Annotated in this window: 24 protein-coding genes and 1 tRNA gene; 16 read left to right on the top strand and 9 right to left on the bottom strand. The window is 39.2% G+C overall.

Going from position 1 to position 13428, the window contains the following annotated elements; genetic code table 11:
• Position 1: 1 nt before the first annotated feature.
• Genes AC1M89_RS02190 through AC1M89_RS02165 form a run of 6 tightly spaced genes read right to left on the bottom strand, consistent with a single transcriptional unit; the run spans position 2 to position 3150 of the window.
• Positions 2-250, bottom strand: coding sequence for a hypothetical protein (locus AC1M89_RS02190; RefSeq protein ID WP_481613798.1), 249 nt, complete (start codon positions 248-250; stop codon positions 2-4).
• Positions 247-846, bottom strand: coding sequence for a restriction endonuclease (locus tag AC1M89_RS02185; protein ID WP_481613797.1), 600 nt, complete (start codon positions 844-846; stop codon positions 247-249). Before AC1M89_RS02185 ends, AC1M89_RS02190 begins: the two co-directional genes overlap by 4 nt.
• Positions 846-1583, bottom strand: coding sequence for a replication protein (locus AC1M89_RS02180; RefSeq protein ID WP_481613796.1), 738 nt, complete (start codon positions 1581-1583; stop codon positions 846-848). Before AC1M89_RS02180 ends, AC1M89_RS02185 begins: the two co-directional genes overlap by 1 nt.
• Positions 1580-2218: a hypothetical protein gene (locus AC1M89_RS02175; RefSeq protein ID WP_481613795.1), complete on the bottom strand. Its 639-nt coding sequence runs from the start codon at positions 2216-2218 to the stop codon at positions 1580-1582. The genes AC1M89_RS02180 and AC1M89_RS02175 overlap by 4 nt, the downstream gene beginning before the upstream one ends.
• Positions 2215-2883 (bottom strand): phage antirepressor KilAC domain-containing protein, encoded by a 669-nt coding sequence (locus AC1M89_RS02170; RefSeq protein ID WP_481613936.1) that lies wholly within the window; start codon positions 2881-2883, stop codon positions 2215-2217. The genes AC1M89_RS02175 and AC1M89_RS02170 overlap by 4 nt, the downstream gene beginning before the upstream one ends.
• A gap of 36 nt (positions 2884-2919) precedes the next feature.
• Positions 2920-3150: a hypothetical protein gene (locus AC1M89_RS02165; RefSeq protein WP_481613794.1), complete on the bottom strand. Its 231-nt coding sequence runs from the start codon at positions 3148-3150 to the stop codon at positions 2920-2922.
• Between the two features lie 134 nt (positions 3151-3284).
• On the opposite strand from AC1M89_RS02165, the gene AC1M89_RS02160 reads away from it, so the two are divergent.
• The 14 genes from AC1M89_RS02160 to AC1M89_RS02095 all read left to right on the top strand — a co-directional run bounded on the left by AC1M89_RS02160 (position 3285) and on the right by AC1M89_RS02095 (position 9993).
• Positions 3285-4031, top strand: a complete 747-nt coding sequence (locus tag AC1M89_RS02160) for a LexA family transcriptional regulator (RefSeq protein WP_481613793.1) — start codon at positions 3285-3287, stop codon at positions 4029-4031.
• Between the two features lie 190 nt (positions 4032-4221).
• Complete coding sequence (locus tag AC1M89_RS02155) at positions 4222-4452, top strand: hypothetical protein (RefSeq protein WP_481613792.1); 231 nt, start codon at positions 4222-4224, stop codon at positions 4450-4452.
• Entirely contained in the window at positions 4449-4670 is a 222-nt protein-coding gene (locus AC1M89_RS02150) for a hypothetical protein (RefSeq protein ID WP_481613791.1), read from the top strand. The genes AC1M89_RS02155 and AC1M89_RS02150 overlap by 4 nt, the downstream gene beginning before the upstream one ends.
• Positions 4645-5046: a hypothetical protein gene (locus tag AC1M89_RS02145; RefSeq protein ID WP_481613790.1), complete on the top strand. Its 402-nt coding sequence runs from the start codon at positions 4645-4647 to the stop codon at positions 5044-5046. Before AC1M89_RS02150 ends, AC1M89_RS02145 begins: the two co-directional genes overlap by 26 nt.
• A 10-nt stretch (positions 5047-5056) precedes the next feature.
• On the top strand, positions 5057-6073 hold the full coding sequence (locus AC1M89_RS02140) for a hypothetical protein (protein ID WP_481613789.1): 1017 nt from the start codon (positions 5057-5059) through the stop codon (positions 6071-6073).
• An 11-nt stretch (positions 6074-6084) separates the two neighbouring features.
• Positions 6085-6933: a phage recombination protein Bet gene (gene bet, locus AC1M89_RS02135; protein ID WP_481613788.1), complete on the top strand. Its 849-nt coding sequence runs from the start codon at positions 6085-6087 to the stop codon at positions 6931-6933.
• Positions 6914-7531: a lambda exonuclease family protein gene (locus tag AC1M89_RS02130; protein WP_481613787.1), complete on the top strand. Its 618-nt coding sequence runs from the start codon at positions 6914-6916 to the stop codon at positions 7529-7531. Before bet ends, AC1M89_RS02130 begins: the two co-directional genes overlap by 20 nt.
• 130 nt (positions 7532-7661) lie before the next feature.
• Entirely contained in the window at positions 7662-7901 is a 240-nt protein-coding gene (locus AC1M89_RS02125) for a hypothetical protein (RefSeq protein ID WP_481613786.1), read from the top strand.
• Positions 7901-8386, top strand: coding sequence for a hypothetical protein (locus AC1M89_RS02120; RefSeq protein WP_481613785.1), 486 nt, complete (start codon positions 7901-7903; stop codon positions 8384-8386). The genes AC1M89_RS02125 and AC1M89_RS02120 overlap by 1 nt, the downstream gene beginning before the upstream one ends.
• Entirely contained in the window at positions 8383-8682 is a 300-nt protein-coding gene (locus tag AC1M89_RS02115) for a hypothetical protein (protein WP_481613784.1), read from the top strand. Before AC1M89_RS02120 ends, AC1M89_RS02115 begins: the two co-directional genes overlap by 4 nt.
• Positions 8675-9103 (top strand): DUF2528 family protein, encoded by a 429-nt coding sequence (locus AC1M89_RS02110; RefSeq protein WP_481613783.1) that lies wholly within the window; start codon positions 8675-8677, stop codon positions 9101-9103. Before AC1M89_RS02115 ends, AC1M89_RS02110 begins: the two co-directional genes overlap by 8 nt.
• The gene (locus AC1M89_RS02105) at positions 9096-9296 is read left to right on the top strand and encodes a hypothetical protein (protein ID WP_481613782.1); all 201 of its coding nucleotides are present in this window, start codon (positions 9096-9098) and stop codon (positions 9294-9296) included. The genes AC1M89_RS02110 and AC1M89_RS02105 overlap by 8 nt, the downstream gene beginning before the upstream one ends.
• Positions 9296-9514 carry a hypothetical protein gene (locus AC1M89_RS02100; RefSeq protein ID WP_481613781.1) on the top strand — a complete coding sequence of 73 codons (219 nt, stop codon included), beginning with the start codon at positions 9296-9298 and terminating at the stop codon, positions 9512-9514. Before AC1M89_RS02105 ends, AC1M89_RS02100 begins: the two co-directional genes overlap by 1 nt.
• 29 nt (positions 9515-9543) lie before the next feature.
• Positions 9544-9993 (top strand): hypothetical protein, encoded by a 450-nt coding sequence (locus AC1M89_RS02095; RefSeq protein ID WP_481613780.1) that lies wholly within the window; start codon positions 9544-9546, stop codon positions 9991-9993.
• A 153-nt stretch (positions 9994-10146) separates the two neighbouring features.
• On the opposite strand, the gene AC1M89_RS02090 is transcribed toward AC1M89_RS02095, so the two are convergent.
• Positions 10147-10223, bottom strand: a tRNA-Ile gene (locus AC1M89_RS02090).
• A gap of 328 nt (positions 10224-10551) precedes the next feature.
• Here AC1M89_RS02090 and AC1M89_RS02085 point away from each other — a divergent pair.
• Together AC1M89_RS02085 and AC1M89_RS02080 are read left to right on the top strand one after the other, a co-directional pair.
• A complete protein-coding gene (locus AC1M89_RS02085; protein ID WP_171076734.1) occupies positions 10552-11118 on the top strand; it encodes a 1-acyl-sn-glycerol-3-phosphate acyltransferase in 567 nt (188 codons plus the stop codon).
• 107 nt (positions 11119-11225) lie between these two features.
• Positions 11226-11975: a YebC/PmpR family DNA-binding transcriptional regulator gene (locus tag AC1M89_RS02080; protein ID WP_035264495.1), complete on the top strand. Its 750-nt coding sequence runs from the start codon at positions 11226-11228 to the stop codon at positions 11973-11975.
• A 76-nt stretch (positions 11976-12051) separates the two neighbouring features.
• Here the strand turns inward: AC1M89_RS02080 and AC1M89_RS02075 are convergent, their stop codons facing one another.
• Both AC1M89_RS02075 and AC1M89_RS02070 read right to left on the bottom strand, forming a co-directional pair.
• On the bottom strand, positions 12052-12522 hold the full coding sequence (locus AC1M89_RS02075; protein ID WP_035264497.1) for an Lrp/AsnC family transcriptional regulator: 471 nt from the start codon (positions 12520-12522) through the stop codon (positions 12052-12054).
• A 113-nt stretch (positions 12523-12635) separates the two neighbouring features.
• On the bottom strand, positions 12636-13400 hold the full coding sequence (locus AC1M89_RS02070) for a glutathione S-transferase family protein (protein WP_481589873.1): 765 nt from the start codon (positions 13398-13400) through the stop codon (positions 12636-12638).
• Positions 13401-13428: the final 28 nt, after the last annotated feature.

Below are 13428 nucleotides of genomic sequence, written 5' to 3'. Positions count from 1 at the left end.
TTCATGCTGCCACCCCAAATAACTCCTTAGCCTTGGCTGTTGCCAAATATTCATAAATCGATACTTTTTGAAGATAGCCACACGACACTAAGTCATTCATGCATTCGCGTATTGTTGATCTAGTTCCATCCAATACGGCTTCTGAAACATCACCGACTGTTATATGTCTCGGTGTATGCACTGCAAAAATAAGAATATCCAGCCGTCTTTCGAACGATGTTTTACCTTTGGGTCTTTTAGACTCTCTCATGCCGCACCCCCAACACTCTTTACCGCACCTTTAATTTTTGCCGCCAATTCTGCTGGACATGGAATCCCTTGAACAGGCGCATTGTTATGACCAATGGCTTTAGTCTCAGGCTTCTTCCACAACTGCTGAACACGCCCTTTATCCTTAGCTTTTTGTAGGTAGTCTTCGTAGATGTCTTTAAATGCTCTGTGGGCTGCTTTCTGCCCCTCAATATTCAAGATATGGCGAACCTCATCTAAAGCGCATTTAGCAAGCTCTGTGATCGGCTTACTTCTATCAGCTTCAAAGTTCATAGCTTTAGCCCATGCTTGATCTGCGGTCCACCAATCTGATGCAATACACCAACTTCTGAATTCAGGAAGTGATGGGCACCATTTCTCTGTTAACATGCGATCCAAACCGCGTTTGATATCTGCAGGTTTAAGACCATTCAACACTGTGCACGCTGTTAGCTTTAGTTGGTCCGCCTCAACATCACCATACTTCTTGTCAAACTCATTCCCATAAAGCTGTTGAATACGACCTAAAACCTGATCAGCCACTTCGATCGGGAAATCAACCGTGAAAGCGTCTTGAAATAACTGAATACTATTCATTAGTTCACATCCTTCATTTGTGGTTGAGCAGCACTTTGTCCAAAGCGATGTGCTTTAGGTTGGGTAGACTGGTTCTGGTTTTGATTCTTGATCCACTCCGCTTTAAATCCTTTCCAAGAGTTCACAACACAGTGCTCAACCACCTGGTTAAGGGTGAGGTTAGATTTCTTTTGTTCAGAAATAAGAGATTTGAATGCAGTTTCAGAATTAACAGCTTTCTTAATCTTGCGAACTTCCATGAACTCAGTAATGAGTTTTTGATCAACTCCGTTTTCCAAAAGCGCTTTAGCAAAATCGAATTTGCTCTTATATATATTTGCTTTTGTAATAGTTGTTTTTGAGTTGTTATTGTGGGTCGAATCTTTAGATAGCGTGCTATCTAAAATATCGACTCCCCCCTCTAAAGATTCGCTAGCGATTTTTTCGCTATCTAAAATATCGACTGCAAAAATACTGTCAGTTAGAACATATCTAGCTGGCTGATTTGAATATGATTTGCGTTCAATAACACCCATTGAAACTAACTTTTCACAACCTTTTAAAACAGAGTCTTTGTTGTACCCAGTTCCTTTTACCAACTGAGATACGCTAATGCTGTCATCAGACTTATTCCATCCACGTGTTTTACGCACAATGAACAAATAGCAAGGTAATGCCGGGCCTTTCATGTGAGCCATATAACCTTTGTCGATAAGGTCATTAGGAAGCATGAAAGCATTAGATATAAAGCTACTCATGCCGCAGCCCCCTCATCACAATAATTGCAACCGTGAAATGTGTACGGATCGTGTTGCCAGTTGATTTTTCCGCACTTAAGGCAATTGAAGCGAGTCATTGGGTTTGGTACTCTGCGACGTTGTTTTTTTATATGTTCTGGTGTTTTTAATCCTGCACCAGTTATCATTGTTTTCTTGTTGAAAAGAGATGCGTTAAAGGTTCGTCGAGCTTGTTTTACTGCAAAGTCAAATGGGACAACAACATAAGCATCTTGATCAATTTGTAGTGCTTCACTTCGATTGATTGTGTCAGCATCTGCTAATTTTGGGGAAACACCACCATGCCAAACCCAATACACATCATTCCCATCAAACAAGCCTTTTTTAAAAACAACATATTCAGAGTCATGGCTAAAGTCTGAATTTATCGGTAGGCATTGATGGTCAACCTTCCAAGCAGATAGCTCATCTATATGGTCAGCAGAAATTGGATACTCGTCATCTCTAGCTAACTCATATTTTTTTTGAGCTTCCTCAAGAGTGTAAACATGAGCTTGATCTAGGTCTGTGGTGTACCCTTTGCCATCTTTTGCATGAAAAACCATGTTTGAGCCAATGTTTCCGTGTGGTGAGCGAAGGTAAAAACGATTTTTCATGCCGCCACTCCTTCACTCACTAGCTTCTCAATAACCCACGCTTCACCTTTAGTTGTGAACATAGGTTGAGAAAATCCAAGTTCAGTTTGTTTAAGCTCACCAAAGCCTTTATCGATGAACCATTGTTGGAATACACGTGCACGCTTTACGCCACGACTGTAGACATTGAGAGCATCAAGAAACTTGTTCATAGCCATTGCTGACATACCAAGCTTTTGAGCTACCTGAGTTGCGTTCAGTAAGGTTGAGCGTTCTACAACTGTGTCGAAGTATTGAACTTTAGGTGCTGCAAGCTCTAATTGACGCGCTTGATCGGCTGCGAGTTGTAGGGCTTCGGCGAAGGTTTGAGGTAATTTGTTTTGAGCACTTTCAAGCTCGTACCAACGCTTTACTATTGCTGCGGTGAATTCCGGGCAAAGCTGAGCAACCACAGTGATTGAATCTAATTTGCCTTGTTCGCCTGTGAAGACGTAAACCTCAACATCATAGATTCGACTATTAGCTTCTTTTTGCACGACCTCAATTTGAGGATGTGCTATTACTTTTGATTGAATGAGGCTTTCAATAGTGCGCTTAACATTGTCATGACGCTTTTGAACTAGCTCTGAAATTTCCAAGCTAGTCATTGATTGCTCTGCATTTTGAAACTGTGTTAAAATTGGCATGTTCATATTAGTTAACTCCTGTGTGAACACCAAACCTCAGCTCTGATCAGCTGGGGTTTTTGTTTTTTTAGCTTTAGCGATTTTTGGATTTGGAAACTTTCGAATCTCAAAGCAGTGAACTAATTGCGCCTTATCGTCTAAAACCGCATAAACCTCGCGGGCATTTGACAGAACATGATTAATGTTCGTTAGGTGGCAACCAACCATTTCAGCAACTTCCGCTCTTCCATGTTTCTCAACCAATGTTGCTAACGGTAATGTTTCCATAATAATAACTTTGCTATTAAAAACTACTGAATAATAACATTGCTATTTAACGCTTGCAATAACATTGTTATTTGTTGTTTAATAACAGCGTTATTAAAATAAATGCATCACAGGTGTTAAAAGAAATGTGCATCATGGCTAGGAAACCGATCTCGTTAGAGCGTCAAAAGGATGCTGAGCGATTGAAAAGTGTTTGGAGTAAATTTCGTGAAGCGGAAAAGCTAAATGGGAGTAAGATTACGCAAGAAGATGTCTCTTCTGCGTGTGGATGGTCTACGCAAGGCGCATTTAGTGCTTACATTAACGGCAGAACACCGCTCAATCACGATGCCCTAATAAAACTTTCCAGTTATTTCGGTGTAAATCCTTTTGAGATCAGTCCTGAGCTTGCTTCTGGCATCAACAGCGCAGCATCTATGTTAAACGAAAGTCTAGATAATAATGCCGAAGTTACAGCTGTTAAAGCATTGAAAAGAATACCTATTTTAACGTATGTTCAGGCAGGGAATTGGAGAGAATCTATATATATGCCTGCTGAAGACTATACGTTCACCAGTATTGATTTAAGTAACCAATCTTTTGGTGCTTATGTCGTTGGTGATAGTATGATGGATGAGTTTAGAGATGGTGATCTAATTATCATTGATACTCAGGTGAAGCCTGCACCAACTGATTTTGTACTTGCTCAAAATGCAAATGGAGAAATTACATTCAAGAAATACCGTAGCCGCGGTATTAATGAGAACGGTGTAGAGATCTTTGATTTGGTGCCATTAAATCCTGACTTCCCTACTATTCATTCTGATAGACAGCATGTTGAAATTATTGGAACTGTAGTGGAGCACAGAAGAACGTTTAAGAAAGCTGCAAGATATTTCTAGTCAAACTTAATAACAAAATTATTTAAGCCCGCATTTTGCGGGTTTTTTTATAACAATGTTTTAAATAATTTGTAAATTTAATAACATTGCTATTGTATTAAAATAATAACATCGTTATTATTATCTCGTACTTAAGCAAAAAGCCCGCGACTCTCACATCAAACGGGCTTTTCACAACAACGAGGTAATTATGAATCAAATACATCCAAAGAGTCAAACGACTCAGATCTTATATCAGCCACCTACTAAAGCCGAAATGAAACCTAAGTCATTCATTAAAGACACTATTCACAACATAGTTATGGCTCTAGTCGTAGTTTCAATTATGAGTGGTCTCACAACTGCTTGCTTCTATGCAGCCGATAAAGAAGCGGAATATCAACAAAATAAAGCCGAAGTTCGTGCGGAGGTGGTGAAGTGAATCAATTTCAAATCGAGAAGTATGCTGGCATTGATCAAGCGGTTGCGAAACACATGATGCACAGCGGAACAGCTAAAGCAAAAAACGCTATGTCGCTTTTGAAAATGTGCGTTTCACTCCCTGAAAATTGTGCTCTCACACTTCTTAAAGAGGCTGTTAGTGACTGTAAAAAAGAAATAAATGAGGTGCAGCATGAACGCAATATCAATTCAAACTGACTTGTTAGCTCCCTGTTTTCCAGCTTTTAAAGTTGAATTGGAAATTGTCTTAGGCGATCGAATCCAATTTGTTTTAAGCCTTGGTTGTTGTTCGATTGATTGCTCAATGCCTGTGCTTAAAACCACACAAAGCTTTTTGATCAACCACACTTCCGACCCACAAAACGAAATTGATTTAGATATCGACTCATGGAAAGCCATTGAAAATACACTTGTTGATGTGCTTGCAAGTGATGGTGTGGCTATTCAGGAAGGTCAGCAATTCATGCTCACAGATGATCAAATTTATCGATTAAATGAGCGCATCGAGTGGGCTGTTGAAGAAGCTTTTGAAAAGGAATTAGCAGCAAAGAAGTTAGCTGCCGAAGAATGCTGAGGGATTGGAAATGAATGCAAAATTTGAATTAGAAGTTTTGAGTGAAAACTCTAACGAGGTTGTTGAGGCTTTTAAAACTGAAGGTGGCGCACAAGCCTTATTTGATCGTATTGCTAGTCAAGCTAGATCAATTGTACCTGATTTGCTAACCGACAAGGGTCGCAAAGAGATTGCATCGGTGGCTCGTAAAGTTGCTTCCACAAAAACTGCTTTTGATGCTCACGGCAAAGCCCTTAAAGAGCAATACACGGTAATCACAAACAAGATCGATGCAGATCGAAAACTATTCCGTGACCAGTGTGATGCACTACGTGATGAGATTCGCAAGCCGTTAACTGATTGGGAGAATGCTAAAAAAGCACGCGAAGTAGAGATTCAGAGCAAAATAGCTGAATTTGATAAAGGGCGTATCGATATTGGTTCTCCTGCTGAGCTAATTAAATCAGTAATAGCCGAAATCGAATCAATCGAGATAGATGACTCATTTGATGATTTCAAGGACGTTGCAAAGCTTCGTAAATATGAGTGCTTAGAGCACATGAAAGTCATATTGATCGAACGTGAAAAATTTGAAGCTGAACAAGCCGAATTGGAGCGCTTACGCATAGCTGAGGCTGAGCGCTTACAGCGTGAACGTGAAGAACAAATTGCTCGTGAAGCTGCTGAACGTGCGACCCGTGAAGCAGAGGAAAAAGCTCGTTTAGAAGCTGAACGTGTACAACGCGAAAAACTTGAAGCAGAACAGCGCGAAGCTCGACTAAAAGTAGAAAAAGAAGCGGCGGAATTACGCGCTGTTCAAGCTGCTGAAAATGAACGTAAGCGTCTTGAAGCGGAGACTTTTGCTAAAGCTGAGGCAGAGCGCAAGGCTGAAGAAGCGCGTTTGGCTGACGAAGCTCATACAAAAAGAGTTTGTGCAGAGGCACTTGAGCATCTTGCTTTATTACCAGGTGTGAATGAGCAACTTGCAAAAAGCATCTTGGCTGCGATTTATAAGGGTCGCATTCCTCACGTTTCAATCAAATTTTAAGGAATAAGAAGATGAATGCACCAGTACAAACAAATTTAATTACCGCACAGATCAGTCAACTTTCTACTGTGCTTGGTTTGCACAACGTTGATCCCGCTGAACTTGAACAAACTTTAATTCAAACCGCTTTTAAATCATCGACACAAATTACACGCGAGCAAATGGGCGCACTGCTGATTGTTGCAAGTCAGTACAAATTAAATCCATGGACCAAGGAAATTTACGCTTTCCCTGATAAAAGTAAGGGCATTATTCCTGTAGTGGGTGTTGATGGTTGGTCTCGCATCATCAATAGCAACCCAAACCTTAACGGAATTGAGTTTGTATTTTCGGACAACATGGTTCGCATGAATAAGGCAAAGGTTGATTGCCCTGAATGGGTGGACTGCTTGATTTACCGCAAAGACCGTGACCGCCCTACTGTAGTTCGTGAATATCTGGATGAAGTATATCGTGAGCCAATGGGTGCTAATGGTTTTGCAGGACCATGGCAATCTCACCCTAAGCGTTTTTTGCGCCATAAGGCTTTGATTCAGTGCGCACGCTTAGCTTTTGGTTTTGTTGGTATTTATGACCAAGATGAAGCGGAACGAATTCAGGAGAATAGCTCACCTAAAACAGTGAGTGGCTTCGATGAAAATACAATCCCTGATGGTTATGAGGAATTTGAGCCGCAGCATCTGAATGAAATGCGCGCCTTAGCTCTTGAGGGTCTTGAGGCTCTTCAAGCTGGTTTTGATTCACTACCTAAAGGTAAATGCCGTTCGCACTTCTGGACTATACATAAAGAGTCGCTTAAAGCAGCAGCAGAAAAAGCAGATCAATCACATGGAGAGACTTATGAACATTCTCCAGCGTAATGATGATTGGCATGCTCAAAGATGTGGAAAAGTTACCGCGTCGCGCATAAAAGACATGGGTGCTAAGCCAACTAAAGGCAAGAAGTATAACGCCTTAACACTGACTATTCTTTCTGAGCGCATCACTGGCGTTCAGGAGGAATCAAAGCCGACCGCATTGATGCAATGGGGTATTGATCAAGAGCCTTTTGCAATTACTGCTTATGAAAATGAGCGTGGTGCGATTGTTTCAAATGTGGGGTTGGTTGACCACCCTGCAATTGAAATGAGTGGGGCGAGTCCAGATGGTTTGGTTGGTAAAGATGGTCAATTAGAAATTAAGTGCCCATCCACGACTATACACTTGAACACCATTTTAATGGATGAGGTGCCTGCTGAACATATTCCACAGATCACATGGCAGTTGGCTTGTACTCGTCGAGCGTGGTGTGATTTTGTGAGTTACGACCCTCGCCTACCTGAACATTTACAGCTTTTTATTAAAAGAGTTTATGCAAAGGACTTAGATATTCAGGGTGTTGAAAATGAAGTGATTGCTTTTAATCGCAATGTCGATATTGCCTTAAAACAGCTACAAGCTTTCGAGGTGGCAGCATGAGCTACACATACAACAGTCAAACTCGCACAGTTGAAATCACATGCAGAGGCAGAGTTAAAACTTATCGAGATATAAATCTGCATGGTATTGAAGCTTGTATTAAAGACTTTGTGGGTACGTGGGGGTATAGATGATTTTTAGAATAAAACAGCGCGACCTTGAAGCCTTCAAAATATGGCTTGTACTGCTCGGGTGTGTGCGTAAAGACCTTGCTGACGGTGGATCGACATTTAAAGGTAAAGGCACAAAGTTGGATTATGTGCTTATTGATTCAAAGATGAGTGGCAACTCTGCATGTCAGAAGTTGTGTGAAGAATTCAAAGTCCATTTGGTGAGTCCATTGGATGTGAAATTGGCGAAGGTGGCGTGATGGATATTCAAAATTTTATAACTGAATTTAAGAAGACTTTCGTTTACGACATGCTTAAAGATTACGTGTCTGACGAAAAGTTATTTGATCATGTGGTTGAAGGCACTAAAGTCATTTGGATGAAAGAGCAAACTCGTCAAATGTGGACAATGTGGCAAGCAGCCAAAGCGAGTGTGGCGGAAGGGTTTGTTTTGGTTGATAAATCAAAAATTGAGTCCTGGTACTTAGATGATTATGAGGGCATGTATACCGATGAGCCTGATAATTTCCTAAGCGAATTGGATATTGGTGATGTTCAAGCAGTCAAAAGAAAAGATTACTTAATTATTGATGAACGGACTTTATATGCCGCTCGCCCTTGGAATAAAAATGATGAAGCTGCTGATTGCTGGGAGTTTTATGAAAGTAAAGATGAAGCAGACTTGGTTGCAGAGAACTGTTTAAAAAATTGGAATGGTGATGAAGCACAGGAGCCAGCCAAATGAAAATGAATGCACCAATTAAAATTGAAATGAAGGTTTATGCGGTTGAAGAAGAGTCTGGGCAGCAAGCAGTTGTAACCATGTCGCTTCCTTTGGGTCAATACCCTACTCGAACAACATTAGAGTCTATTTTTAAGCAAGCTCAAGATGCTCTACCTGAAGGCTTTCGCGTGATGGATAAATCCGAATTCTTTAATGCTTATCTGCAGGAAGAATATGGAGCAACCGAAAAGTTTGCGACTCCAGGATCTCGTGAATTTACCGATGAAGATATTGAAATGGAGCAAGACAATGACTGAAATTAAGAAAGAACAACAAGATACACCTGATTTTTTACAGTGTGAACCACGCACCTTTAAAGTCAAATTAAATCATTGGCATGATGATACTTGTGAGCTTGAGTTCACGGTCATAATCAAATGTATTGATGATGTGCTGCACGATATAAATAATTTTTGGTCAAGCAGTGAAAGTCGACTTGAGGACAATGAGGGGGATATTGTTGCTGTTATTTTGAAAATGATAGGGCGTAAGGTTTTTTGGTGGTGCTATGAACACAATTCAAATTCAGTGCATAAAGATTATGGTGTGAATTCTATTTTTAAAGATGAGGGTTGGAGTCCAATTTGCTTTGAAATAACAAAATTGAATTTTGACAACTATGTTGATGATGATGCTTTTGAGTTTGAGCCTGTAGTTGTAGAGGTGCTAAATGACTGAAATTCAACGCACAAACATTGATTTTGCAAAGAACTTTCTTGAATTGATTGGTCCACGTGTGGGAAATGGAACAGGTATTCAAGGCACATTAACAGATGGTGAATTAGGCGCTCTATATCACATCGTTCAAGAGTGGTTATTTGAACATGATTTACCTGAGAGCGTGGTTGAGAGCTTAAGGGAGGTTTCTTAATGGCTACTGTGGAATTAAAACCTGAAGAACGATTGGCTCAGTTGATTCAGTCTGGCGCAAGTCTTGTTGGTCATACTGACTTTGCCAAAATCATGGGTCTTAAAGCAAATACAATCCGAGTTTGGGCTACTCGAGGAAATGGACCAATTAAACCAGTGATCATTAATGACACTTATAAATGGCGTTTGACTGATATTAGAAATTTGGTGGGTGTGTAACCCCAACTATAAGTAAAAGGAAAATTATTATGGCTAATCCAAATACAATTGAAATTCATGGTGAAAAGACAATAGTTAAGTTGTGCAAGTTTGGCGCTGAGCACAATATGGAAGGTTGTTCATTCACCGAAATTGTTGAGCGTCTAGTAACTGAATATCAACGCGCTAAAGATCTAATTCCTAAAGACCCTAAATTCTTTAGTTATGACTTTAATGGTGAAGGCATTCAGTTTCATAAAACTATAGATGAAGCCAAAAAGAACACTGAAGTAAACCTTGATCACTATCGAGATAGAGTTGCTGATGGCTATCATGTTGATGAAGATGGTAACTTTAATGATGTTTGTTATGGTGTAGTGCTTGGTTCTGCTGCCTACTCTGTTGATGAAGTCGTAACTACAGAGCATCATGAAAATGAGGATTACACCCAATATGCAATTGGTACGGAGATTTTAAGTCTCTATATAGAAGATGCTTAATATTGGGAATCTAACTTACAGCCACTTAAATAGTGGCTTTTTTATTGCCTACCCTGCTTACACTAATTTATTTTGACTGCTTACATAATGCTTACATGGATTCAAGAATTAAAAAAGCACCTAGAAGAATCACCTCTAAGTGCTTGAAATATTTGGTGGGCCCAGACAGACTTGAACTGTCGACCAACGGATTATGAGTCCGCTGCTCTAACCAACTGAGCTATAGGCCCTATAAATACTGATTTCTCAAGTATTTTCGAATCAGAATACTAGCCAATATCAAATTCAAAAACAAGGTTTTTCATTTTTTTATCTTCAGCTTGACCAAAATTTATTCATTGCAGTTTGCAAATCACGTACGATCTTGGTCATCTTTAGAATTTCAGTCACAAATATGTGAAAAATTATGAATTTTCGGTAAGCGTAGAGGATGTAAAGTTTGCAGAGAAAATCTAAATTTAGTAGTCCATTTTTCTATAATTTATCACTAAAGGGATTGAATTTTTTAAAATGAAGTAAGAAACTCTGCCATATAAAATTCAAATATCTCTGTGAATCATGAAAAAACACATTGCCGAAATGGCATTTAAACTTGCTGGTGTCAAATATCATGTTGAACCGAATGTGCTTGGTGATAAACAAGTCATTATCGGTTTTGAACATACCACGATGATGGATGCTGTACTCTCAATCGCACTGTTTCAAATCCATGATATCCCGATTCACACACTAATTAAAAAAGAACTATTCAAAGGACCTTTTAAGCCAATTTTAGAAGGGGTTGGCGGTATTCCAGTTGACCGTCACTCAAATAAAGATATCGTGGCTCAAATGGTTGAACTCTTCAACTCCAATGACAAATTTAATCTCGTGATTGCGCCTGAAGCGACTCGTGCGAAAAATGGTGAACAACGTAAACCGATCCGCACCGGTTTTTGGCATATCGCAAAAGCCGCAAACGTTCCTATCGTTTTCTTGTTTGTAAACCAAAAAACCAAACAAGGCGGAATTTTTGGCAAAATCATGCCATCAGAGTTGGATCATGATTTGAAGTTGATTCAGGAACTTTATAAGGAACATACAGGTTTAGACATTATTATTCCTGAACCTAAGAATAAAGCCTGATCTTGAACAATTGCTAAAATAAGGGTCTTTATTAAAAAAAAGCCCTTATGGTAGAATTTCGCAGATTTGATTAGGCATAAGGCCAATCTACAAGGAGCATATTTCGCATGGCGGGTCATTCCAAGTGGGCCAATATTAAGCATCGTAAAGCTAAACAAGATGCTAGTCGTGGTAAAGTTTTCACAAAATATATTCGTGAAATTGTTACAGCTGCAAAACTCGGTGGTCCAGATGCAGCAAGCAACCCACGTCTTCGTGCAGTTGTTGAAAAAGCATTGTCCGTTAACATGACTCGTGATGTCATCAACCGTGCCATTCAGCGTGGTGCTGGTGGTGAAGACAATGATGATTTAAAAGAAGTCACATACGAAGGTTATGGTGTTGGTGGTGTAGCCGTTATTGTTGAGACAATGACTGATAACTTAAACCGTACAGTACCAGATGTTCGTCACTGCTTCTCTAAAACAGATGGTAACTTAGGTACTAACGGCTCTGTTGCTTTCCTTTTCACTAAACGTGGCGAAATTACTTTTGAAGATGTTTCTTTAGAAGACCAAATTATGGACGTTGCGTTGGAAGCTGGTGCAGAAGACATTGAAGTAACAGAAGATGAAATTCTTGTGATCACCACACCTGAGTCTTTTGGAACAGTGCAAGATGCTTTAGCGGCTGCAGGTTTAAAATCTGACAATGCAGAAGTGGTGATGAACCCTTCAACTAAAGCAGAAATCACAGATATCGATCAAGCGAAAAAAATCATGAAAATGATTGATATGCTTGAAGATTTAGATGATGTACAAAACGTATATACCAACGTTGAATTCTCTGAAGAAGTTTTAGCGCAATTGGATGCTTAATCCATATTCAGAATTAGAAAACGCACCTTCTGGTGCGTTTTTTTAATTGAAAGGCGTCTTTTTTTGCAAGCTTGAATTATGCTTTACTCAATAAACCATGACAGTTAAATACATCATATTCTTTAATGACAAAGCTTGAATGCAATGCCACAACATGATCAATTTTACCAATGCGCTGTAACAAAATCTGGCTATAATTTTCCATATCACGAGCAACAACTTCTATAATAAAATCAGCAGATTGCCCTGTGACTAAAAAAGCATTGATCACTTCAGGAATACTTTTAAGTTCATCTAAAAATTTTGCAAAAGTATCTGAGTCATGCTTACTCAATGATACTTGTAACAACACATGTAAATTAAACCCTAATTTTTGATAGTTAATATCACGCTTTAAATTCGTCATGATATTGGTTTCAATGAGATGTTTAATACGACGGTGCACTGAACTTACAGACAGGTTAATACGCTCCGAAAGCTCGTTCAGATTCAAATCTTCATGTGTAAGAATTTCTAAAATTTGTTTATCGTAACGATCTAATTCCATCTTCTTCTCAATATTTTCATGGCATAAAATGATTATGCGTTGTTTTTTCAAAAATATCGATTAAAATGAAAATAAATTAACCAATCAGACAACTTAATAGAAAATATGCTCTGTTATATCCCGCGCCAATCTACCCGCGCATTTCGTTCGTTGGCATAAATACGTTTGACATATTGCCCTATTGGTAAATCAAGCAATTGATTTTGATAGTCCTCAAATTCAGATGAAACTGGCTGATGATATTCTCTTTCCCAAGGTGTACCAGAGATCTCAAGTAGTGGAGCAAGCATTGAACAAACGGCGATATCTGCCAAACCCAAACGATCTCCCACCATATATCGAGCTTGATTCTGAATCAATTGATCGTTTAACTGCAAAATAATTTCATGCATATTTTCTTTAGCAAGCGCAACTTGTTCATCATCAAGTTGATAGCTGGTTGAAACTAAAGTTTTAATAAGTGGCTTACTGATCTTTTGAAATTTTCTCAGATATCCTTTTTCACCGATCATGATTTCTAGTGGCTCATCACTTTCAGATAAAGCTTGAGCAAGCCCCCAGCGCCTCACTGATACACCCAATTGATTACTCAGGTCATTAATTTCAAGTGCTTTTTTTCTTAACTTTAAATCTGATCTGAGCAATGAATGCTCTGGATAAACATCATCCAAATACAGGGCAATTTGGGTTGAATCTGCAATCCACTTTTCTTTATCACGTAATATCGGTAGAGAATTTTGACCTGTTTTTAATTTTGCGAATGCACGATGTACGCCCGGAATCATATTTTGAGCAACATAATCCAATTCCTTATGATCAAGTAACCAGCGAGCTTTTTCACAAAAGTGAGATAAAGGAAACTGGTAAAGGATGCGCATAAAATCTCCGAAGTCTTGATCAATCATA

This window comes from Acinetobacter sp. ANC_7635 (genome assembly GCF_056779945.1).
Note: the sequence above shows the minus strand (reverse complement) of the source record. Positions and strands in the feature narration are given on the sequence as shown.